Raw genomic sequence first — 22871 nt, 5'->3', positions numbered from 1 at the left:
TTTAGGGACATAGGAGGCTTTTGTGATGAAGACGATTAAAGTCAATGTAGTTACTCCTGATGGCCCGGTGTATGAAGCGGACGTTGAAATGGTCAGCACGAAGGCAAAAAGCGGAGAGCTCGGCATTCTGCCGGGGCACATTCCGCTTGTTGCTCCGCTTGAGATCGGTTCAATACGCTTAAAAAAAGACGGAAAAACAGAACTTATCGCAGTCAGCGGCGGCTTTCTAGAAGTTCGTCCCGACAAAGTAACCGTGCTCGCGCAAGCAGCAGAAAAAGCGGAAGACATTGATGTAGTTCGCGCACAAGCAGCAAAAGAACGGGCAGAAAGACGTTTGGAGGCCAAACAGGATCATATTGACTTCAAACGCGCCGAGCTTGCTTTAAGACGAGCGATCAATCGGTTAGAGATAGCTGGAAAACGTTAAAGGCAGGGGAGTTCCCTGCCTTTAGGCTGTAGACAAAGCCAACGTTGGCTTTGTCTACAAACATTTTATCCATCATTCATTCAAGGTTGAAAACGCTTGGCAGGCAAAGAATGAAACCAAGCGAAGATGCAAAGTCGAACAAAAACATTCACGAGCGGATGAGCGAGTTCAGTAACGCGGAATGAAAGCGCTTGCAATAGTTTGGACAGGGGATTTTCTCCTGTTTTTTATTTATTTGAAAAATAAAAATATTTATTATTGGCAAGACTGGGCGGTCTGTCGACACTTCTGGATATAAATGTTATAATGATAACGATTACAAATTTTCATTTTTTTATATTTTTGTTCAATTGTTATTTATCAGAAAAAAGGAGGCGAATGAAGCATTGCTCAATGTCTATTTGAATAATTATTTAATCGTCTTTGTGTTTTTATGTCTTGGAATTTTGCTCCCACTGGTTGCTTTGACCGCAGGGCGAATTTTGCGTCCCCATGCTCCTAACAATGCAAAACAGACTACTTATGAGAGTGGAATTGAACCCTTTCACGATTCGCATATTCAATTTAATGTACGCTACTACATTTTTGCTCTGTTGTTTGTCATTTTTGATGTAGAAACGGTATTTTTGTATCCTTGGGCTGTTGCTTACAATCGCCTTGGTTTATTTGCGCTGATTGAAATGCTTATTTTTGTAGCCATGCTTGTGATTGGACTTGCATATGCTTGGAAGAAGAAGGTGTTAAAATGGACATAAAATTGTTAAATGTTCCAGAAGAGGAAATGGAAGAATTAAGACGAAATGTTTTTTTAACAACCCTTGAGCAATTGAAGGCTTGGGCGCGCAGCAATTCGCTATGGCCTCTAACCTTTGGGCTCGCTTGCTGTGCCATCGAGATGATGGGAGTAGGATCCTCCCATTACGATTTGGATCGATTTGGCTCCTTTTTCCGTACGTCTCCCCGCCAATCTGACGTCATGATTGTATCGGGAACCGTAACGAAAAAGATGGCGCCGATCGTTCGCCGCTTATATGACCAAATGCCGGAACCGAAATGGGTGATCGCCATGGGGTCCTGTGCGACGGCGGGCGGTCCTTATGTCAAATCCTACTGTGTAGTGAAAGGCGTGGATCAGATTGTTCCGGTAGATGTGTATATCCCGGGCTGTCCACCAAATCCGGCCGCATTAATTTACGGAATTAATAAATTAAAAGAAAAGATTCGCTACGAAGCAAAGACGGGGAAGAAGGTGCTGTAATAGATGAGCGATGAGAAAGATTTACAGCAGCTTAAAAAGGAAGCAGCGGAACGGGCCAAACGATTGGCGCGTGAACGGATGGCAGCAAAGGAGCAAGCGGAGAAAACATCTAAAGAAGATACAGCAGACCTTCCCTTAGAAAAGCTTCCATCACATGAGGAAGAAGGCAAGCCTATATCTGAAGAAAGAGACGCCTTAGAGCTAGCGAAGCAAAAGGCGGCGGCAGCGGCGAAGGCAAAAGCGGCGGCGTTGGCGAAACAGCAAGGCGATGGCAGTGATCATGAACAGGATCTTGCCAAAGAAAAGGCAAAAGCGATTGCTGCAGCGAAAGCAAAAGCAGCGGCAGCGGCAAAGGCGAAAGCGGCGGCGTTGGCGAAACAGCAAGGCGATGGCAGTGATCATGAACAGGATCTTGCCAAAGAAAAGGCAAAAGCGATTGCTGCAGCGAAAGCAAAAGCAGCCGCAGCAGCGAAGGCAAAAGCGGCAGCAGGAGCAGCCGAAACCGCCAAGCCGGAGGAAACTCCATCGCCGAATCAACCGCTTCTTGATAAGTATATAAAGGTAATTCATGAGCATCTTGGGGAAGATGTCTTAGAAGCTGCCTATATTAACCGACTTTCCAAGGATGTGCCGACGCTTGTTGCCAAGAGAACGACCTATTACAAAGTCGCCCAGTTTTTAAAATATAATGAGCAACTAGGCTTCGATTATTTGTCGGAGCTCCATGGAACGGACTTTGGAACACATATGGAGGTGTATGTACATCTTTATTCTTATAAAAACGATCAGCCAGTCGCATTAAAAGTGAAGCTGGATCGCGATCATCCTGAAATTGAGTCGCTTGTTCCGCTTTGGCCAGGCGCGAATTGGCCGGAATGCGAGGCGTATGATTTGTTAGGTATTCGCTTCCAAGGACATCCTAATTTAATTCGCATCTTTTTAGGGGAAAATTGGGTCGGACATCCGCTTCGAAAAGATTATGAGCCATATGATGTGGAGGTGTAGCCGATGCTTCGAACAGAGGAAATGCTTCTTAATGTAGGCCCGCAGCATCCAAGCACACACGGCGTATTTCGTCTCGTACTTAAAATCGATGGAGAAATTATTCAAGAAGCTACACCCGTTATCGGTTATCTTCATCGAGGAACGGAAAAGTTAGCTGAGAATTTACAATATACACAAATTATCCCATATACCGATCGAATGGATTACTTATCGGCGATGACCAACAATTATGTCATTTGTCATGCTGTGGAGACGATGATGGGAATGAAAGTGCCAGATCGCGCGGAGTATTTGCGGGTATTGGCTATGGAGCTCGGCAGAATTGCCAGCCATTTAGTGTGGTGGGGAACGTATTTATTAGACATTGGCGCCATTAGCCCGTTTTTATATGCATTTCGTGAGCGGGAGATGATTATTAATCTATTAAATGAATTATCAGGCGCGCGTCTCACGTTTAATTATATGCGTGTCGGCGGTGTAAAGTGGGATGCTCCAGATGGATGGATCGAGAAAGTAAAAGAATTTGTGCCATATATGCGGAAGCAGCTGGCAGGATACCATGAACTGGTCACTGGAAATGAAATTTTTCGTCATCGCGTAATTGGCGTAGGGCGATATACAAAAGAAGAAGCGCTAAGCTATTCATTAAGCGGTGCGAATCTTCGATGTACAGGGGTAAAATGGGATTTGCGCAAAAACGAGCCTTACTCTATCTATGACCGATTTGATTTTGACATTCCAGTCCGTGAAGATGGCGACTGCTTTGCTCGCTATGAATGCCGGCTTGCCGAAATTGAAGAATCATTAAAAATCATTGAACAAGCATGTGAACAGTTTCCGGAAAAAGGGGAGATTATGGCGAAAGTGCCGCGCATTATTAAAGCGCCGCCAGGAGAAGCATTTGTCCGCATTGAATCCCCACGAGGAGAAATAGGCTGCTATATTGCTAGTGATGGAAAAAAAGAACCGTATCGTCTTAAGTTCCGTCGGCCGTCGTTTTATAACCTGCAAATTCTTCCAAAGCTCTTAAAGGGAGAAAACATTGCGAATTTAATTGCGATTCTTGGCGCGATTGATATTGTACTTGGGGAGGTGGATGGCTGATGGAGCAGTTGCTGCGTTCTGTGCCTAGCTGGACGAATCTTGCTATCTTTTTCGGACTTGGTGTCCTTTTGCTCCTCGTTGTATTAGGGTTTGTTACATATGGTATTTTAGCGGAGCGAAAAGTCATGGGGTTTATGCAAGGGAGAATTGGTCCGAATCAAGTGGGGGGAAGGTGGGGGCTTTTACAGACGGTAGCCGATGTTTTAAAGCTTCTCATCAAAGAAGATACCATTCCGAAAGCGGCTGATAGGCCACTATTCATTTTAGCCCCTGTTATTGCGTTTGCTCCAGCATTTATGGTATTAGCTACACTACCTTTTACCGATTCACTTCAATTTGCTGATATTGGTGTTGGACTTCTCTACTACATTGCTGTGTCTGGATTATCAACGATTGGCGTTTTGACGGGAGCTTGGGCGTCTAATAATAAGTATGCGCTCCTTGGAGGCATGCGGGCAGCCGCGCAAATGATTTCCTACGAAATTCCACTTGTGATGTCAGTGATCGGGATTATTTTATTAACGGGAAGCTTAAATCTAAACGATATTGTGGAAGCGCAGAAGCATGTATGGTACATTTTTATTCAGCCAATTGGGTTTCTCGTTTTTCTTATTGCTTCCGTCGCCGAGTTGAATCGGACGCCGTTTGACCTACCAGAAGCCGAATCCGAGCTTGTTGCCGGCTTCCATGTTGAATACTCTGGTTTTCGTTGGGCGTTCTTTATGCTCGCAGAATATGTCTACCTTTTTGCCATGGCATCCTTGACTACTATTTTATTTTTGGGCGGTTGGCAGCCTGTGATGTTCCTTGGCTTTATTCCTGGAGCTATTTGGTTTTCACTGAAATTTAGCATCGTTGTTTTTGTGCTTATTTGGTTCCGCTCGACATTTCCGCGGCTGCGAGCCGATCAGCTGATGGAATTTGGATGGAAGGTATTGCTTCCTGTTGCGTTAGCCAACATTTTTATAACGGCGCTGATAAAAACGATTTTCTTCTCGTAACGAAAATAACCGGAAAAAGGGGTGTCCGTTGTGCTAGGATTAGCGAAAGGTTTAAAGTATACCCTCTCCAATTTAACGAAACAGAAGGTAACGTATGATTATCCGAATGAGCCATTGGCGCTTCCCGATCGATTTCGCGGCATTCAAAAATTTTATCCAGAAAAATGCATCGTCTGTAATCAATGTGCGGCGATTTGTCCGACGGACTGTATTCAGCTGACCGGAAAGAAGCATCCGGATCCCACTAAAAAAGGGAAAATTATTGATACGTACGATATTAATTTTGAGATCTGTATTTTGTGTGATCTCTGTACGGAAGTTTGTCCAACCGAAGCCATTGTCATGACCAATCATTTCGAGTTGGCGGAATATAGTCGTGACGCCTTGTTTAAAAACTTGGAATGGCTTGATGAAAATGATGAAAATGTGCGAAAGGGGAATAAACCGTGAACGGTGAATATTTCGCATTTTTGGTCCTTGCGCTTGTTGCCATTTCTGGTGGCGTGCTCATGCTAAATGTGACAAAAGTGATGCATATGTTTGTTTCCTTGATTTTTACTTTTGTCAGCATCGCCGGAATATACATTCTTTTATCTGCGGAATTTGTGGCTGCTGTTCAAGTGCTGATTTATTCAGGGGCCATTACGATTATTATGCTGTTTGGCATTATGCTGACGCGCCATCGGGATGAAGGGAAAACGACAACGGGAGGATTTTGGCGAAAGGGGTTAACGGCGCTTGCTGTCTTTGCTTTTGGCGCAGCGGTATATGCTGGTATTTATCGTTTAGATTTCGGCGAGCAAGCGACGCATCTTCATGAAAAAAATGCAGAGCAAATCGGGATCGCGCTTTATTCAAAATATGTGATACCATTTGAAATTACCTCTGTGATTTTACTAGTGGCACTTGTGGGAGCGATTGTATTAGCGAAAAAAGAAGACGAGGAGGCGAAATCATGAGTACCGTTCCTTTGTCTGCCTACCTTGTGCTCGCATTAATTTTGTTTTGTATTGGGTTATATGGGGCATTAACAAAGCGTAATACGGTCATTGTGCTAATCTGTATTGAGTTAATGCTGAATGCGGTGAATATTAATTTAGTTGCTTTTAGTAAATATGGCGTAAATCCGAGCATCACAGGACAAGTTTTCGCTTTATTTACGATCACGGTTGCAGCAGCCGAGGCGGCTGTTGGATTAGCGATTTTAATGGCGCTTTACCGCAATCGGAAGACGGTCCATATAGATGAAATGGATTCGATGAAGCATTAGTGGAGCAAGGGAAGTGTTCCGACACCATCAGTGGATGGCATGTTGAAAATGAAAAAAGGGCTATGGGCCCTTTTGATAAAGGGGATTGTGATACAATGATGGAAAACGCTTGGATCATACCGCTTTTCCCGCTTTTTTCATTCCTGATTTTGCTCGTGGCCGGAAAGAGCATGAAGGAAAGGAGCGCTTATATCGGAATAGCTGCCACGTTTCTTTCCTTTATCAGCGCAGCAATGGTGCTGATCGAACGATTTCATGAACCAACCTATCAACTGCACCGGGAATGGCTTGCAATCGGTAAGGTCAGCATAGCCATGGGCTTTGAGATTAATGCATTGAACGCGCTTATGCTTGTTGTTGTTTCGCTTGTAAGCTTTCTTGTTCATGTTTATTCCAAAGGCTATATGCATGGAGACGACCGCTTTTCGGTGTTTTATGCTTATCTTGGATTGTTTACGTTTGCCATGCTCGGCTTAGTCATTTCTGATAATTTGCTGCAAACGTATATTTTTTGGGAGCTGGTTGGTCTTGGTTCCTTTTTACTTATCGGCTTTTATTTTTACAAGGAAGAAGCAAAAGCAGCTGCCAAAAAAGCGTTTATTATGACGCGTATTGGCGATGTCGGTTTGCTGATTGGCATGATTTTATTGTTTTGGCAAACGGGAAGCTTTCAATATGATGATATCTTTGCTGCCGTTCAAGCAGGCAATGTTTCAGCAACGATGATAACGTTATGTGCCATTCTGATTTTTATTGGGGCGATCGGCAAATCTGGCCAGTTTCCGCTTCATACATGGCTGCCGGATGCCATGGAAGGTCCGACGCCTGTATCGGCGCTCATCCATGCCGCTACGATGGTGGCAGCTGGTGTGTATCTCGTAGCATCGCTATTCCCGCTTTATGAAGCAAGTGAAACAGCGATGCTTACCGTGGCGGTTGTTGGCGGTTTTACCGCTATTTTTGCCGCGTCTATTGGCCTTGTACAAACAGATATCAAACGAGTGCTCGCATATTCAACCGTGAGCCAGCTCGGTTATATGATGCTGGCGCTTGGCTCTGGGGGATATGTGGCGGGAGTTTTTCATTTAACGACACATGCGTTTTTTAAAGCCTTGTTGTTTCTTGCTGCCGGCAGTGTCATTCATGCTGTGCACACGCAAGATATTGAGAAGATGGGCGGCCTTTGGCGCAAGCTGCCGTTGACCGCGCCGTTGTTTTTGATTGGAACGCTAGCCATTAGCGGAGTTCCGCTATTGTCCGGGTTTTTTAGTAAGGATGAGATTTTAGCGGCTGCATGGATGCATGGGCATGTCGTATTATTTTGGATTGCTGTAGTCGCCGCCTTTTTCACCGCCTTTTATATGTTCCGCCTCTTTTTCCTTGTGTTTAGCGGTGACGGGCGCAGTGAAGCGGGCGATGTTCATGAATCTCCGGCAACGATGACATGGCCTATGATCGTTCTCGGCATCCTGTCCATTGCCGCTGGATATGTAAATACACCGTGGTTTGGCCCATTCCTTGGCGACTTTTTAACAGGTGAATCCGCTCCTTCGCATGAAGAAGCTCCTTTATGGATCATGATCGTTGCCACAGCTGTATCGCTCGCCGGCATTTATCTCGCATGGCTGATGTACGGAAAGCGTTCGCTGGCACGGGATTGGCTTAGCTCCAAAAATTCGCTTACATATAACGTGCTGCTGAATAAGTATTATGTCGACGAGTTTTATCGCATGACCGTTGGTTATATGGTGAAAGTATTGAGCCTGTTTTTGCAGTATCTCGACCGCTTTATTGTTGAAGGCTTCGCCAATGTGTTGGCTGCTTTCATACGGGCGATCGGCACAGCGGGATCGAAATGGCAAAATGGACAGGTTCAATGGTATGGGGCGGTTACGTTTATCGGCTTGACGGTTCTGATCGTCATTCTCGCGTTTACGGGGGGGTATTTATAATGAACGAGACGTACTTCCTGTCATTGCTTATTTTTTCCCCATTGCTTGGCATGATTTTACTAGCCTTTGTACCAAAGGAGCAGGAGCAAACGATCAAATGGCTTGGTGTGTTGGGGACATTGCCATCGCTTATTTTAGCACTGTTTGCTTTTAGTCAATACTTAGGTGGATATGACTTAAACCGTTTAGCGGAAAAGCATGCCTGGATTCAGTTCGGGAAGTTTGCTTTTCTGTCCAGCTCAACGTTTACCGTGGATTACGAGCTGACGGTTGATGGTTTAGGACTTGTCATGATGGTGCTGACCGCGCTGCTAGCAACGCTGGCGGCCATTGCCTCCATTCATATAAAAAAAGAATGGAAAGGCTATTTTATGCTGTTTCTATTGCTTGAGATCGGCATGCTAGGTGTATTTGCTGCCGGAAATTTAATCTTGTTCTTTATTTTCTTCGAACTGACGCTTGTTCCGATGTTCTTTTTAATCGGGAAATGGGGCTATTTCGAAAAAGAAAGAGCCGCATACAGCTATTTGATCTATAACGGAATCGGCTCGGCCATTTTGTTGCTTGTCATTTTAATTTTATTTGCGCGCACAGGGACATCCAACATTGCGCTACTAAAAGAAATGCTTCACAATCCGCAGGCAGCAGCCCAGATGATTGCGCCGATCTCGACGGATTTGCGATACGGCTTATTGATTGCCTTGCTCGTCGCTTTTGGCGTTAAATTGCCGATTGTGCCGCTTCATAGCTGGATGTTGCGAGTCCATGTGCAGGCGCCTCCAGCGATTGTCATGCTGCATTCAGGTGTGCTACTGAAAATTGGCGCGTTCGGTTTGATTCGTTTTGGCATGGGATTATTTCCTGAGCAATTTTATCGGCTGGCGGCCGTGATTGCGTTATTGGGGGTTATTAATCTACTATATGGGGCCTTTTTAGCCTTTGTCCAAGAAGATTTTAAAATGGTGCTGGCTTATTCTAGTATTTCGCATATGGGAATTGTTTTGATTGGGCTGGGCGCTTTGAATGAAGCAGGGATACAAGGCGCTATCTTTCAAGTCGTTTCTCATGGCCTGATCTCAGCGCTTCTCTTCTTATTAATTAGTATTTTATATGAACGTGTTCAGACGACACAGCTTGGTCATTTAGGGGGGACAGCCAAAATAATGCCACTGGCCTCTGGCTTTTTATTGGCAGGGGCGATGGCTTCGCTTGGCTTACCTGGCATGTCTGGATTTATTAGTGAATTTATGGCGTTTTTGGGCTTATTTAGGTCAACGCCCATCCTGGCTGCCATCGGTACGCTCGGAATAATTATGACCGCTGTCTATTTATTGCGAGCCGTTCTGAATATCACTTACGGAAAAGCACAGTCCAGAGTGGCGGAGGCAAACGTGTCAGATATTCATGCGATAGAGCTTATTCCTGTCCTTATATTGCTTGGTTGCATTATTTTAATAGGCATTTACCCCCATATTTTAGCGCAGCCGCTTAAAGCGCCGATTCAACTGATGATGAATGGGTTAGGAGGGTGAGAGACATGAGTTGGGACACACTTATGCAATACAAATGGGGAATCATGACGCCGGAATGGATCATTCTTGGCGTGGGAATTGCTCTCTCGCTCATCGACCTATTTCTGCCGAATGATAAAAGCCGTCGGCCCCTTGGCTGGTTTGCGTTTGTTGGGGTGATCGTAGCGATCGTGTCGCTTGTGGCTCTCCTTCCCGTTCATACAACCACTATTTTGAATGATTCGTTTCGTCTTGATTCGTTCGGCAAGGCTTTTAAGTTGCTTTTATTGTTTGGCGCGGCGTTCGTGCTTCTGTTATCCATTGATTATCAGCCGCGCGAGGGCATGAAATACTATGGCGAATTCTATTATTTATTCTTAACCGCTTTACTCGGTGCGATGGTGATGACATCAAGCGGCGATTTGATCACATTGTTTGTCGGCTTGGAGCTTTTATCGATTTCCTCCTATATTTTGGCCGGGTTGCGAAAGGCGCATTCTTTGTCCAACGAGTCAGCGCTCAAATATGTGATTAATGGCGGGATTTCTACTGCCATTACTCTATTTGGGATGAGCTATGTATTTGGTCTAACAGGCTCCACGAATTTGAAGAAAATCGGAATGCAGCTCAGTACACTGCAAGATAGCGGCCATCAATATATATTGGCTCTTGCGTTTTTGTTGCTGTTGGTCGGTCTTTCATTCAAATTGTCATCCGTTCCGTTTCATATGTGGGCTCCTGATGTCTATCAAGGGGCGCCAACGCCAGTCACTGCTTTTTTAAGCGTTGTCTCGAAGACGGCAGGATTTGTCATCATCTTGCGTTTGTTTATTACCATATTTGCCGCTGCTCCTGCACAAGGAAAAGATCCATCCTCTATGCTGCTGTCGATGCAGGATTATATCGCTTTTTTGGCGGGAGCGACCATGGTGATTGGCAATGTGATCGCTTTAAAACAGCGTAATATCAAACGGTTATTTGCTTACTCAAGCATCGCCCATGCGGGTTATATATTAGTGGGGTTTGCTTCCATGTCTTGGGTGATGATTGACTCGATTTGGTTTTATTTAGCTGCTTATTTGCTGATGAATTTAGGGGCGTTTGCCGTGTTGCAGATCATTACAGATCAATCGGGATCGGAAGATATTAGCCAGTTTGCCGGCTTATATCGGCGTCATCCGCTTTTGGCGGTATTGATGGGGATTTTTATTCTATCTCTGGCTGGAATCCCTGGAACGGCCGGCTTCATTGGAAAAGTGCATATCTTTTTAGGAGCATTTGCGACGGATCCTGCTCACTATGTTTTAGCATCCGTGATGGTGGCGGCCACGGTTGTTTCCTACGTGTATTATTTCGGTTTATTTACACAAATCTTCTTTCGCCCGGCTGCTGTTCACGAACCGATCAAGCTGCCGATTGGCGCTGCTCTTGTCGTCCTTATTTGCGCGGTTGGCACGCTCGTTTTTGGCGTGCTGCCGGGGATGGTCTATCACTTTTTAGACCAGTTTCAACATTTTGATGATTTTTTGCATTAATATTACAATAAAGGAGGATGTACTCCTTGAGATTGTAGACAAAGTCAACATCGACTTTGTCTACAATCATTTTAATCTTCTTCATGGATGGAACGCTTGACAGGCAAGGAATGCAGCTGAGTGAAGAAGGGGAGTTCATGAGCGGACGATCGAGGCCTATGACGCAGGATAAAAGCGTTTGTCAACAAGTCTGGAGAGGTTAGAAGTAAGGAACTGTCAAGCTTTACACTCACAGGCGGGCGCTTTTCGCTTTTATATATGAGAAAGGAGTAACTGGAGATGATGGTAGGAGTAGGACAACAAGCTTTGTTAAGCATTATTTCCCATCTTGTGTTTATGGCTATTACATGGTGGGTACTGCAAGGAGTACATATTGAAAAGCTCTTGAAGCCGAATCGCATCATTCAAGCTCGCTTATTTTACATACTATTGACCATTGCGATCGGTTCGACTGTCAGCAACTTTTTCCTTGATTATTTTCTTTGGTCGAAGCAACTGCCATTCCTTTTTCAATAAAGAAGAGGCGTTGCGTTTTTTGTCAAAAAGGAAAAAATCTCTTTGTGATTTTGTCGACCGTTTTTGTGTATGTTCACTTCCAATCTGGCAACAATAAAAGCTAAGGAGAGGAAGTGAAACGGGATGATAAAGAGAAAAAATATGATCATGCTGGCAATGGCATTTGCCGTACTCATGATCATGTATCAATATTCTATCGGTGAAGCAAAGGGGAATGAGCCGCTACAAGAAATAAGAACAATGGCTCATGTTTTACAAGAAAATGGTGCATCGATCCAACAGTGGACCATTTACACAAGGGAGTATGCCCAAGTTATTGAAAATGATTCAGCGTTTTTAAAAAAAGCCAATGAATTAAAGAAAAAATTCCCGGCGTTTCGCTGGGTGATGGAATCAGATCAGCATGTTCAGAAAGTGACAGGCACGTATGAACATTCCTCCATGCAAGAAAAAATTCAACTCGTTACTACCGTTGCAAATGAAAAGCCCCAAACGTATATCCTCTATGAGCTAAAAGGATTTGGTTGGAGCGAACAAGTATGGGAAAAAATCAGTAGCACCATCAGACAAAAGTCATCTAAACTCTTTATGAAACAGCCGGTATTTTTCTCTTGTGTAAAAGGGGAATTCAATGATAAGATGGAAGGTGTTTTGTTAAAACAAGCTTACCATCTTTTACATGAATTCAACGCAACGCCTGTTGAGGCGCTTAAGGAAGGGACGTTTGTTTCCGTATCTGCATATACTGGGCAGTGGGAGAACGTTCTTCCGACCAAAACACATCCAATGAATATTCAGCTAGCTCTCAGACAGACAGGATTGGGCGGTCAGACGACTGTTGTCGTTGGAACCCCAATTATTACAATTGAATATTAATATAGAGAAATTGGACGCGGAGGGGAATACCTTGGAAAAAATCATCGTCCGTGGCGGGAACCGGTTGAGCGGCACTGTGCGAGTAGAAGGAGCAAAAAATGCCGTTTTGCCTGTTATCGCTGCAACTTTATTAGCAAGTGAAGGCAAAAGTGTAATTCATGATGTTCCTGCTCTCTCCGATGTATATACAATCAATGAGGTGCTGCGTTACTTAAACGCAGAAGTCAGCATGGAAGGAAATCAAGTGACTGTAGATGCATCCCGAGAGCTCAAGTTAGAAGCCCCGTTTGAATATGTGCGTAAAATGCGAGCCTCTGTTCTTGTGATGGGACCGCTGCTTGCGCGAAACGGCCGGGCTCGCGTCGCGTTGCCGGGCGGCTGTGCGATTGGTTCGCGCCCGATTGATCAGCATCTAAAAGGATTTGAAGCGATGGGCGCTTCTGTCAAGGTTGGCAATGGCTTTATTGATGCAGAGGTAACCGGGCGGCTGCGCGGAGCGAAAATTTACTTGGATTTTCCGAGCGTTGGAGCGACGGAAAATATCATGATGGCCGCCGTATTGGCTGAAGGAACCACAGTGATTGAAAACTGTGCGAAGGAACCGGAAATCGTCGATTTAGCTAACTTTTTGAATGCGATGGGCGCAAAGGTAAGAGGAGCCGGTACCGGAACGATTCGAATTGAAGGAGTTTCTGAATTGCAAGGGGCTGTGCATACAGTGATTCCGGATCGGATTGAAGCAGGTACGTTTATGGTTGCTGCTGCGATTACAGGTGGAAATGTTTTGGTGCAAGGAGCTGTTCCAGAGCATTTAAGCTCATTAATAGCGAAAATGGAAGAAATGGGTGTGACCATTATCGAAGAAGAAAATGGCCTTCGTGTGATCGGTCCCGAAAAGCTGAAAGCAGTTGATATTAAAACCATGCCGCACCCAGGTTTCCCGACCGATATGCAATCGCAAATGATGGCCTTATTATTGAAAGCCGAAGGCACAAGCATGATTACCGAAACGGTATTCGAAAATCGTTTTATGCATGTAGAAGAATTTCGCCGGATGAATGCGGACATCAAAATTGAAGGCCGCTCGGTCATTATGAATGGCCCTTGCCGCTTGCAAGGGGCAGAAGTAGCGGCGACTGATTTGCGCGCTGCCGCTGCGTTGATTTTGGCAGGACTTGCGGCTGAAGGGTATACGCGTGTGACGGAATTAAAGCATTTAGACCGCGGCTATGTCCGTTTCCATGAAAAGCTGGCGGCTCTTGGCGCAGACATCGAGCGTGTTCGTGAACAGGAGTCCACAGTGAATGAAGAGAAGCTAACGGACTTGAATATTTGAAGCAAAAAACGACCGTCAGCTACAGCTTACGTAGTGAAAGGTCGTTTTTATTTTTGACGAAAATCGACATCGGACTGTTGTCAGCTTCGTTCAAACAATTTGTCATATATACTTGTCCGAGCCCATACATTATGTAATAACGAGCACGCAAGCAGCTGCTTGCGCTTGAAAATTGGATATTGGAGGGCTCGGGAAAATGAAACGTGTAAAACTACTAATCGTACTAGCTTCTCTATTATTGATTGTGGTTCTGCTGATCCCGACACTGCTCGTCATTCCATTTACCGACAAGGTAGACGGAACGTTGGCGGAGGAGCTTCGAAAGCAGTCCATTTCTACAGAGCAAGAAAAGCCGAAAGGTACAACAGGTCCTCATGTGGAGGTAGCGGTATATCGGAGCAAGGAGAAACAAATCGAGCATATTCCGCTTGAACAGTATGTCATCGGTGTTGTCGCAGCTGAAATGCCTGCTGATTTTGAATTAGAAGCACTCAAGGCGCAGGCGTTGGCAGCAAGAACGTATATTGTCAAGCAGATGTTGAACGATCAGCCGATTAGCCTGCCAAAGGGAGCAAATGTGACGGACACGGTGATGCACCAAGTTTATTACAGCGACGATGAACTTAAACGGCTATGGGGAGCCGATTATAATTGGAAAATCAAGAAAATCACAGAAGCTGTTCAAGCGACAGAAGGACAGATTGTCACGTACAATAACGTTCCTATCGAGGCGTCTTTTTTTTCCACAAGTAACGGGTATACAGAAAACTCAGAAGCCTATTGGGGGAATGCTTTTCCGTACTTAAAGAGCGTAGCGAGTCCCTGGGATAAAGATTCTCCAAAATTTTATAATCAAACAGCGATGTCCGTTTCCGAATTTGAACAAAAGCTAGGTGTGACGCTTCCGAAAGACGGTTCAGTCGGTAATTTGCTAGGACGTACACCAGGAAAGCGAGTTGAGGCTGTTCAAATCAATGGAAAAAAACTGACAGGAAGAGAAGTGCGAGAGAGATTAGGATTAAAATCAACCGACTTTACGTGGATGCGCAAAGGAAACGAGATTATCATTACCACGAAAGGGTATGGACATGGAGTAGGCATGAGCCAATATGGGGCTAATTTTATGGCGAAAACAGGGAAAACATATGATGAAATTATCAAATATTACTACCGCGGGGTAAGCATTTCTTCTGCGACTGCCTTTTTAAACAAATTAACCGCGAAAAAATAAACCATCGATTCGCATTCAAAGCCTAAAAAGATCCATTCATTTGCGACTCATTCATGGGTGAATGGGTCTTTTCTTTTTGGGGTTGATCGCATAGCCGAAACGGTTTCGGCTTCAGGTTTACAGAGCTTCTTTTTTTATGTATAAAAAGCGATTCTTTTCAAAAAATAAACGAAAAAAATGTTTTTTGATGTATAGATTTTCCTCTTTCTGTTCAAAATGGTTGCTGAGGTGATGAACAATGAGAGAGGAAGAAAAGAAACAACCTTCTCCAATGAAACCAAGTTTAAAACGCGTGTTGCGCAAGCGTTGGGTATTTCCTGCTGTATATTTAACGAGTGCCGCAGTGATTCTAGCCGGAGTGCTTTGGTTCCAAAGCAATCATGATGAGCAGTCGCAAAAAGATGAATATGAATACAGCCAAGATGCTCCAGGAACTTCTTATAACGAGAACGACTCCATTCCGGTCAACGAATCTGTCGAACACATCTCAATGCCAGTCCTTGATCCGAACGCTGTCGAAGTCAAAACGCCTTTTTATGATTATGCCGCATCGAAAGAAGAACAAGAAGCAGCTCTCGTCTTTTATAATAATACGTATTATCCAAACCACGGCATTGACCTTGTAATGAAAGACGGAAAAGAGTTTGAGGTGACCGCTTCTTTAAGCGGGACAGTGACAACAGCGAAAAAGGATCCGATTTTAGGCTATGTGGTAGAAATCGATCATGATAATGGCGTGGTAACGGTTTATCAATCATTAGCCGATCTACAAGTAAAAGAAGGCGACACCGTGAAGCAAGGTGAAGTGATTGGGAAGGCCGGACAAAGCCAGTTTAACCAAGAAGCGGGCACTCACGTTCATTTCGAAATTCGGAAAGATGGAAAAACGGTTAATCCGCTTGACTATGTAGACAAGCCTGTGACATCCTTAACGGAATCCAACGCAGCGGAACAAAATGACAAACAGCAAACAGAAAATCAATCGGAAAACAATCAACTAAATAACCAATCTCAAAGCGACCAGCAAAATAATCAGGCACCAAGTGAACAAAACCAAAGCGAACAATCACAATCTAATGACCAATCAACAACAGATGAGAATAGCACGAATCAAGATTCTTCTTACAAAACGCCTGATTCCTCAATCGGAATGGCGCGAACATAAGGGAAAGGCCGTCTGAACCGCTCTCTTTTGATTCTATGAAACCACGATCATGGGCGTCGAAGAGGAAGCGAGCAGATGGCACGAAATAAGCGGTACGAGCGATGAAATCGCCGTACCGCTTTTTAGTTGACAGAAAAAGACATGGTCGCTTTCGCCTCAGGCCATTGCGGGTCAGTCAGCCACCACGTAATGGTATACTGTCCTTTTGGAAGCGGAGGCAATAGGTTGCGAAATGATAGTTCTTCCCCTTGCTTGAGAATGCGTTCCTCATATACGGGAGTAAACATTTTCCTATCACTGAATTGGAAAAATTTTTTTCCGTTGCGATACAAGATATAATCATATGTTTGGCTGCTTGTAAATGTCACCTTTTGTTCACGCTCTGTTTGATTTTTGACGCTAAATATGAAAAGATAACGCCCGTTTTGTTTTTGATAAGTCAACGATGGCTCAAGCGTGCCGGCGACGATGCGATGTTGTGGATCTTCCTCGCGCTGTTTGGCGATAGAGGGGGTTGCCTCATCCCAAAGCGGCCATGCGATGCTTAGGATCAGGAGGGACAGCAGCACACCAACGGCTTTTTTCTGCAGATTCATCTTTTCACCGCCTTTTTAGTTGATTTAATTATGTTATTCCCCATCTTATTGCAAAAAAATAGCATATCTGTACCATTTCCTTAATAAAATGTTACAAACTTATCAACTAACGGGAGTGTTTGAGGTGGGGATCGTCCATAACAGCAGGAATAAAGCCTAGGATGCTTTCGAATTGAACAAGAAGAAGTGCTTTTGATCAACCACGAAGCGAGTCTCATTTCACACTTCTCACATCCAATTTAGGGAGGGCGAGTGGTGTGCACGATTACATCAAAGAGCGTACTATCAAGATTGGAAAGTATATCGTGGAGACGAGAAAAACCGTTCGCGTCATCGCGAAAGAATTTGGCGTTTCCAAAAGTACGGTTCATAAAGACTTAACAGAGCGGCTTCCAGAAATTAATCCGGAGCTTGCCAATGAAGTCAAAGAAATTCTCGATTATCATAAATCGATTCGTCATTTGCGTGGGGGGGAAGCAACGAAAAAAAAATATAAGAAAGAAACGATTCAATAAACTTGGGTCTTCCTTGCTTTCAAATTTCGTAAAAATAGTATCAGTTTCCTATCTTCCTATGATAAAATAATCAATTAGGAGTAATTCGATGGATTGAAGCAAGGAGGAACCTAATGATGTTTGCGAGAGATATCGGTATTGATCTCGGTACAGCGAACGTATTAATTTACGTAAAGGGCAAAGGGATCGTGCTGAACGAGCCGTCCGTTGTGGCAATTGATACGAATACGAACAAGGTATTGGCGGTTGGGGAGGAAGCACGACGAATGGTAGGGCGTACCCCTGGGAATATCGTTGCCATTCGGCCGCTCAAAGACGGTGTCATTGCCGATTTTGACATTACCGAGGCGATGCTAAAACATTTCTTAAACAAGCTTGACTTAAAAGGATTTTTTGCGAAGCCGCGCATTTTAATTTGCTGCCCGACGAATATTACTTCTGTCGAACGAAAGGCCATTAAAGAAGCGGCAGAAAAAAGCGGCGGCAAAAAAGTGTATTTGGAAGAGGAACCAAAAGTCGCGGCGATTGGCGCCGGCATGGATATTTTCCAGCCGTACGGCAATATGGTCGTCGATATTGGCGGTGGCACAACCGATATCGCCGTTCTTTCGATGGGAGATATCGTCACCGCCTCTTCGATTAAGATGGCGGGGGACAAGTTTGATATCGAAATTTTAAACTATATCAAACGGACGTACAAGCTATTAATCGGAGAGCGCACGGCTGAAGAAATTAAAATGAAAGTGGCAACTGTATTCCCAGGTGCACGCGCAGAAGAAATCGATATTCGCGGCCGTGATCTTGTTACAGGATTGCCGCGTACGATTACGGTTCGTTCAGCTGAAATTGAAAAGGCGCTGCATGAGCCGGTTGCTGTCATTGTCCAAGCGGCCAAAAGTGTTTTAGAGCGTACGCCGCCTGAATTGTCGGCAGATATTATCGACCGTGGAGTGATTTTAACGGGCGGAGGCGCGCTTTTACACGGAATCGATCAGCTGTTATCCGAAGAATTAAAGATACCGGTATTAGTGGCCGAAAATCCAATGGATTGTGTAGCCATCGGAACCGGTATTATGCTCGACAATATCGATCGCGTGCCGAAGCGAAACTTTGTATAACGGCATGCTATACGCGAATAGGTAGTGTTTTTCTTCACGGTACCTATTCGCTTTTTCATTGGTTTGGCGTATAATAGGAGGTAAGTATGGACATTGAACAAATGAGGTGACAATCGTTGTTGCGCGGATTTTATACAGCCGCTGCCGGCATGCTAGCTGAGCAGCGCCGAGTGGAGATGCTAACAAACAATATCGCCAATGCCAATACGCCGGGGTATAAGGAAGACGAGGCCGCATTGCGCGCTTTTCCAGAGCTGTTGCTTTCACGGGTGCAGGAAACGACGACGCCAACAAGCGATCCCGCTTCACGGCTTCATCATTCTCCGGTCGGCTCTATTCATACAGGCGTCTATATGCAGGAACTCATTCCGAATTTTTTGCAAGGGGATGTGAAAGAAACGGGGCAGCCTACCGATATCGCGTTAGTGGATGGGACGGTTCCGATCGATGCGCAAACGGGGATGAAGGGTGCGCTCTTTTTCGTTGTTCAAAACGCCAATGGCGACATCCGTTATACAAGAAACGGCAATTTTACGCTTGATGCCGAAGGCTATTTAACGACAAATGAAGGCTATTATGTTCTTGATGAAAATAATCAGCGCATTCGTTTAAACGGAACGGATTTTGCAGTCGCTCCCGATGGGACGATTACGGAAAATAATGCTCGTGTCGCTCGCTTGAATGTGGCCTTTGCTGCTAACCCGAATACGGTTGTGAAAGAAGGAAACGGATTATTCCGCAACGATAATGGACCGCTGCCAAGCGCTGTCGACAATCCCAATGTTACATATGAACTGAAGCAACGTTTCCTCGAACGGTCAAATGTTGATGTCACTCGTGCGATGACCGATATGCTCTCAGCTTATCGTTCATTTGAAGCCAATCAAAAAATCTTGCAAGCATATGATCGAAGCATGGATAAGGCGGTAAATGAAATTGGCCGCCTCAAATAACGAGAGAGAAGAGAGGTAGGGCTTATGCTGCGTTCGATGATCACAGCCGCTAACACGATGAATCAGCTTCAACAGCAGCTGGATGTCATCAGCCATAATATCACCAATAGCAATACACCGGGATTTAAGCGCCGTGAAACGAATTTTTCTGAGCTGCTCGTTCAGCAATTTACCAATTTGCCAAATGATCAAGCGAACCGCTTGACTCCTGCTGGTGTCCGCCGCGGTGTCGGCGCCAAGCTGGGTGAAACGAATCTTGTGCTAAAGCAAGGTGCCTTGATGCAAACAGGCCGTCCGCTAGATGTCGCCTTTGCTAAAGAAGGGCAGTTTTTTCGCGTTCTCATCAATCATCAAGATGGGACAAGCACGATTGGCTATACACGGGATGGGGCGTTTTACTTGAGTCCATCAGAAGCGGATCCAAATGAGCTTATGCTTGTGACAAGCGACGGGTATCCGGTTCTTGATCGAAACAATGAACCGATTCTTGTTCGCGACGGCTTTCAAAAGATAACGATTACGAATACAGGCACAATCCAAGTCACAGACGCGAACGGAAATGTGTCGCAAACTGTAGAGCTAGGCGTAACGAACATTTTGCGTCCGCAGCTATTGCAGTCTATTGGCGATAATTTATTGGCATTCCCGGATTTGGCGCAGCTGGGGGTAGGAGAAGCTGATGTGGCACAGGATATGATCGGGAACATGCGTTCGCAAATTCATCTTCAACAAGGAGCGCTTGAGCAATCCAATGTCGACTTAGGAACGGAAATGACCGATTTGATGCTGACTCAACGCTCCTATCAAATGAATGCGAAGTCCATCTCCATTTCGGACCAAATGCTTGGATTGATTAACGGAGTCCGCTCATAATGAGGGAGATGAAGCGATGGATGAACAACAACGTCAGGAAGAAAAGCAACCGAAGCGGCGCTGGAGACGGTCCCGCACTCGCCTGTTTCCGATTTGGCTCCGTCTTTTGCTTGTGCTCGTGTTGGTGGTGATCAGCACGGCTGCTGGCGCCATGATTGGCTATAGCGTTCTTGGCGATGGCAAGCCGCTTGATGCGTTAAAGCCGGCGACATGGCAGCACATCGTCGAGATTGTGACAAAGGATGTGAACAGCAAATAGCCGTTACGCTAAACGGCTAAACGGCGTTTGCTTATGGATATCCGGCTCTTGCACGGCTTGTGCTGCGTTTTTATAGATGTCGAGGAGCAGAGAAAATCAAAGGAGGCATATAGATGTTTGATATCCAGCAAATTCAAGAAATCATCCCGCACCGTTACCCTTTTTTATTAATTGATCGAATTTTAGAGGTTGAAGAAGGAAAGCGGGCCATCGGTTTGAAAAATGTCAGTGCGAATGAGCACTTTTTTGTCGGCCATTTTCCTGAATATCCGGTGATGCCGGGCGTTCTTATTGTCGAAGCGCTGGCGCAGGTTGGAGCCGTTGCGCTGCTGATGAAAGAAGAAAATCGCGGCCGTCTCGCTTTTTTTGCCGGCATCGACAGCTGCCGATTTAAAAAGCAGGTCAAGCCGGGCGATCAGCTTCGCCTAGAAGTCGAGATTATCCGCAGCAAAGGGGCCATCGGCAAAGGACGCGGCATTGCAACAGTGGATGGAGAAATCGTCTGTGAGACAGAAATCACCTTTGCCCTTGGCGAAAAGAAAGACGCGTAAATCGACCATTCATGCATGAAATTCTCCTTTCTGGATAAGATAAGCAAAGATGGGTCTGAAACACTTATCAATGATCGACAGAAAGGAGAAAAGAATGATGAAGAGACAAGCTTTGCTTATTCGGCTGTTTAGCGTATTGGTCGCCATGGCGCTCGCAACAGGATGTAATGCCAACCGCGACAACGATACGCAAAATCCTCCGCCACCGGCCAACAATGAGACAAACGATATCCAAGATCGAGATGTGAATCCGGCAGACGACATCAACCAAAACGATGATGTCGATCATGATAACAACGTGCCGAACCATGATACCAACCCATTGCCTCCTGGCGATGATACAAACAATGGACCTGGCGATGACGAGAACGATACCGTTCCGGATCCAGAAGATGCTGTTGAAGACCCTCAGGATACCAACGACAGAGACAATCGAGATGAATAATCGAAAAACCGCCTCCTCAGGGCGGTTTTTTTGTTGAAAGAGATGGAGCAGCCGAGCAGCTGACGTAACTTAACATGTGAGAATATGAACTCAATGGATCAGATAGACAAACAACACGCTTCACAGAACCGCAAGCGGGTTTGAAAACGGTGCTGTTCAGAGCTTTTATGTTGGCGTGTGGAAGGTCAATCGCTACATGCCTACCATGAGCATGGGCGGGTGTCATTTGCTCTATAGCTGGATTTAGATCGTCTCTTCTTTTTGTTCCGCTTCCCAGCGGTCAATTTCCTCACGAACGATAGGCGCTACTTCTTTTCCAAGCAATTCAATCGCTTTCATGACATCTTCATGCGGCATGGAGCCAACCGGTACGTGGAGCATAAAACGCGTAATCCCCACATTTTTGCGGAGAAAAATAATTTTTTCCGCTACGGTTTTCGGATCTCCCACATATAAGGCCCCCTCCAGTCTTCGGGCCACATCAAATGTCTCTCGAGTGTATGGAGCCCATCCGCGTTCTCTTCCGATGACATTCATGGCATACTGGGTGGACGGGAAAAATTTTTCCGCAGCGATATCCGTATTTTCCGCGATAAACCCATGAGAGTGTGAAGCGACCGTTAATTTCGCCGGATCGTGGCCATATTGTTTCGCCGTCCGCTTATACAACTTCACAAGTGGCGCAAAATGCAGCGGGCTGCCGCCGATAATGGCCAAAACGAGCGGCAAACCGAGCATGCCGGCGCGAGCGACAGATTCCGGTGTTCCGCCGCTGGCAATCCAGACAGGCAGCGGATTTTGCACAGGGCGCGGATAAACGCCTCGATGTTGAATGGCTGGCCGAAATTTTCCGCTCCAGGAGACTATTTCTGATTCGCGAATGTTCAACAGCAACTCCAGCTTTTCGTTGAAAAGCTCGTGGTAATCTTCTAAGTCATAACCAAACAGCGGGAAAGATTCAATAAAAGACCCCCGTCCTGCCATGATTTCCGCCCGTCCGTTTGAAATCGCATCGACGGTTGAAAATTGCTGGAAGACTCGAACGGGATCATCAGAAGACAGGACGGTGACGGCGCTTGTCAGGCGAATGCGCTTGGTCAGTGCGGCCGCTGCGGCTAAAATAGTAGCTGGACTCGAACTGGCGTAGTCTTTCCGATGATGTTCTCCCACTCCGAAAACATCAAGCCCGACTTGATCAGCCAATGTAATCTCCTCAATTACTTCCCGGATCCGTTCGGCATGGCTTATCGTCTTGCCCGTATGGACATCCGGGGTTGTTTCAACAAATGTAGTGACACCTATCTCCATTTTTTATCCCTCGCTTATGTTCTGTATAGTTTGACATTATCATAGTAAACGTCTCAGCTCAAATCA

At 45.3% G+C, this 22871-nt stretch carries 26 protein-coding genes; 24 read left to right on the top strand and 2 right to left on the bottom strand.

Annotated features, from left to right (window positions below; genetic code table 11):
- Positions 1-25: 25 nt before the first annotated feature.
- The 17 genes from GRQ40_RS17570 (at position 26) to GRQ40_RS17490 (ending at position 16187) form a co-directional block, all read left to right on the top strand.
- On the top strand, positions 26-427 hold the full coding sequence (locus GRQ40_RS17570) for a F0F1 ATP synthase subunit epsilon (protein WP_044741555.1): 402 nt from the start codon (positions 26-28) through the stop codon (positions 425-427).
- Between the two features lie 386 nt (positions 428-813).
- Entirely contained in the window at positions 814-1182 is a 369-nt protein-coding gene (locus tag GRQ40_RS17565; protein WP_159720614.1) for an NADH-quinone oxidoreductase subunit A, read from the top strand.
- Positions 1173-1685: a NuoB/complex I 20 kDa subunit family protein gene (locus GRQ40_RS17560; protein WP_044741556.1), complete on the top strand. Its 513-nt coding sequence runs from the start codon at positions 1173-1175 to the stop codon at positions 1683-1685. Before GRQ40_RS17565 ends, GRQ40_RS17560 begins: the two co-directional genes overlap by 10 nt.
- Before the next feature lie 3 nt (positions 1686-1688).
- Entirely contained in the window at positions 1689-2690 is a 1002-nt protein-coding gene (locus GRQ40_RS17555) for an NADH-quinone oxidoreductase subunit C (protein WP_159720612.1), read from the top strand.
- Positions 2691-2693: 3 nt separating this feature from the next.
- Positions 2694-3794 carry an NADH-quinone oxidoreductase subunit D gene (locus tag GRQ40_RS17550; protein WP_159720610.1) on the top strand — a complete coding sequence of 367 codons (1101 nt, stop codon included), beginning with the start codon at positions 2694-2696 and terminating at the stop codon, positions 3792-3794.
- Positions 3791-4795: an NADH-quinone oxidoreductase subunit NuoH gene (gene nuoH, locus GRQ40_RS17545; protein ID WP_066150594.1), complete on the top strand. Its 1005-nt coding sequence runs from the start codon at positions 3791-3793 to the stop codon at positions 4793-4795. The genes GRQ40_RS17550 and nuoH overlap by 4 nt, the downstream gene beginning before the upstream one ends.
- A 30-nt stretch (positions 4796-4825) precedes the next feature.
- Positions 4826-5245, top strand: a complete 420-nt coding sequence (gene nuoI / locus GRQ40_RS17540; protein ID WP_044741560.1) for an NADH-quinone oxidoreductase subunit NuoI — start codon at positions 4826-4828, stop codon at positions 5243-5245.
- On the top strand, positions 5242-5754 hold the full coding sequence (locus tag GRQ40_RS17535) for an NADH-quinone oxidoreductase subunit J (RefSeq protein ID WP_159720608.1): 513 nt from the start codon (positions 5242-5244) through the stop codon (positions 5752-5754). The genes nuoI and GRQ40_RS17535 overlap by 4 nt, the downstream gene beginning before the upstream one ends.
- On the top strand, positions 5751-6065 hold the full coding sequence (gene nuoK / locus GRQ40_RS17530) for an NADH-quinone oxidoreductase subunit NuoK (protein ID WP_044741562.1): 315 nt from the start codon (positions 5751-5753) through the stop codon (positions 6063-6065). The genes GRQ40_RS17535 and nuoK overlap by 4 nt, the downstream gene beginning before the upstream one ends.
- Before the next feature lie 95 nt (positions 6066-6160).
- On the top strand, positions 6161-8017 hold the full coding sequence (gene nuoL / locus GRQ40_RS17525; protein ID WP_159720606.1) for an NADH-quinone oxidoreductase subunit L: 1857 nt from the start codon (positions 6161-6163) through the stop codon (positions 8015-8017).
- Positions 8017-9549: an NADH-quinone oxidoreductase subunit M gene (locus GRQ40_RS17520; protein WP_159720604.1), complete on the top strand. Its 1533-nt coding sequence runs from the start codon at positions 8017-8019 to the stop codon at positions 9547-9549. Before nuoL ends, GRQ40_RS17520 begins: the two co-directional genes overlap by 1 nt.
- Before the next feature lie 5 nt (positions 9550-9554).
- Positions 9555-11063 carry an NADH-quinone oxidoreductase subunit NuoN gene (gene nuoN, locus GRQ40_RS17515; RefSeq protein WP_159720602.1) on the top strand — a complete coding sequence of 503 codons (1509 nt, stop codon included), beginning with the start codon at positions 9555-9557 and terminating at the stop codon, positions 11061-11063.
- Positions 11064-11342: 279 nt separating this feature from the next.
- Positions 11343-11579 (top strand): DUF1146 family protein, encoded by a 237-nt coding sequence (locus GRQ40_RS17510; RefSeq protein ID WP_044741566.1) that lies wholly within the window; start codon positions 11343-11345, stop codon positions 11577-11579.
- Positions 11580-11702: 123 nt separating this feature from the next.
- A complete protein-coding gene (locus GRQ40_RS17505; RefSeq protein WP_159720600.1) occupies positions 11703-12455 on the top strand; it encodes a YwmB family TATA-box binding protein in 753 nt (250 codons plus the stop codon).
- Between the two features lie 31 nt (positions 12456-12486).
- Positions 12487-13791, top strand: a complete 1305-nt coding sequence (gene murA / locus GRQ40_RS17500; RefSeq protein WP_044741568.1) for a UDP-N-acetylglucosamine 1-carboxyvinyltransferase — start codon at positions 12487-12489, stop codon at positions 13789-13791.
- Between the two features lie 196 nt (positions 13792-13987).
- On the top strand, positions 13988-15022 hold the full coding sequence (spoIID, locus tag GRQ40_RS17495) for a stage II sporulation protein D (protein ID WP_066150580.1): 1035 nt from the start codon (positions 13988-13990) through the stop codon (positions 15020-15022).
- 238 nt (positions 15023-15260) lie between these two features.
- The gene (locus GRQ40_RS17490) at positions 15261-16187 is read left to right on the top strand and encodes a stage II sporulation protein SpoIIQ (RefSeq protein WP_044741570.1); all 927 of its coding nucleotides are present in this window, start codon (positions 15261-15263) and stop codon (positions 16185-16187) included.
- 122 nt (positions 16188-16309) lie between these two features.
- Here the strand turns inward: GRQ40_RS17490 and GRQ40_RS17485 are convergent, their stop codons facing one another.
- Complete coding sequence (locus GRQ40_RS17485; protein WP_159720598.1) at positions 16310-16783, bottom strand: BsuPI-related putative proteinase inhibitor; 474 nt, start codon at positions 16781-16783, stop codon at positions 16310-16312.
- 257 nt (positions 16784-17040) lie between these two features.
- Here GRQ40_RS17485 and spoIIID point away from each other — a divergent pair, with 257 nt between their 5' ends.
- From spoIIID to GRQ40_RS17450, 7 genes are all read left to right on the top strand, one after another.
- Positions 17041-17298, top strand: a complete 258-nt coding sequence (spoIIID, locus tag GRQ40_RS17480) for a sporulation transcriptional regulator SpoIIID (protein WP_027407999.1) — start codon at positions 17041-17043, stop codon at positions 17296-17298.
- A 116-nt stretch (positions 17299-17414) separates the two neighbouring features.
- Positions 17415-18416, top strand: a complete 1002-nt coding sequence (locus tag GRQ40_RS17475) for a rod shape-determining protein (protein WP_044741596.1) — start codon at positions 17415-17417, stop codon at positions 18414-18416.
- A gap of 116 nt (positions 18417-18532) precedes the next feature.
- Complete coding sequence (locus tag GRQ40_RS17470; protein WP_159720596.1) at positions 18533-19369, top strand: flagellar hook-basal body protein; 837 nt, start codon at positions 18533-18535, stop codon at positions 19367-19369.
- A 24-nt stretch (positions 19370-19393) separates the two neighbouring features.
- Entirely contained in the window at positions 19394-20242 is an 849-nt protein-coding gene (locus GRQ40_RS17465; protein WP_066150574.1) for a flagellar hook-basal body protein, read from the top strand.
- A 16-nt stretch (positions 20243-20258) separates the two neighbouring features.
- The gene (locus GRQ40_RS17460) at positions 20259-20501 is read left to right on the top strand and encodes a DNA-directed RNA polymerase subunit beta (RefSeq protein WP_066150571.1); all 243 of its coding nucleotides are present in this window, start codon (positions 20259-20261) and stop codon (positions 20499-20501) included.
- A gap of 113 nt (positions 20502-20614) precedes the next feature.
- Positions 20615-21052 (top strand): 3-hydroxyacyl-ACP dehydratase FabZ, encoded by a 438-nt coding sequence (fabZ, locus tag GRQ40_RS17455; RefSeq protein WP_080859589.1) that lies wholly within the window; start codon positions 20615-20617, stop codon positions 21050-21052.
- Positions 21053-21149: 97 nt separating this feature from the next.
- Complete coding sequence (locus tag GRQ40_RS17450; protein WP_066150565.1) at positions 21150-21497, top strand: hypothetical protein; 348 nt, start codon at positions 21150-21152, stop codon at positions 21495-21497.
- 243 nt (positions 21498-21740) lie between these two features.
- Here GRQ40_RS17450 and GRQ40_RS17445 read toward each other — a convergent pair whose 3' ends face one another.
- Positions 21741-22805, bottom strand: a complete 1065-nt coding sequence (locus GRQ40_RS17445) for an LLM class flavin-dependent oxidoreductase (protein ID WP_159720594.1) — start codon at positions 22803-22805, stop codon at positions 21741-21743.
- Positions 22806-22871 lie beyond the last annotated feature (66 nt).

The organism is Anoxybacillus sp. PDR2, from assembly GCF_009834045.1.
Classification (GTDB): domain Bacteria; phylum Bacillota; class Bacilli; order Bacillales; family Anoxybacillaceae; genus Anoxybacteroides; species Anoxybacteroides rupiense.
The sequence above is the reverse complement of the archived record's forward strand: the minus strand, read 5'-3'. Positions and strand labels throughout refer to the sequence as shown.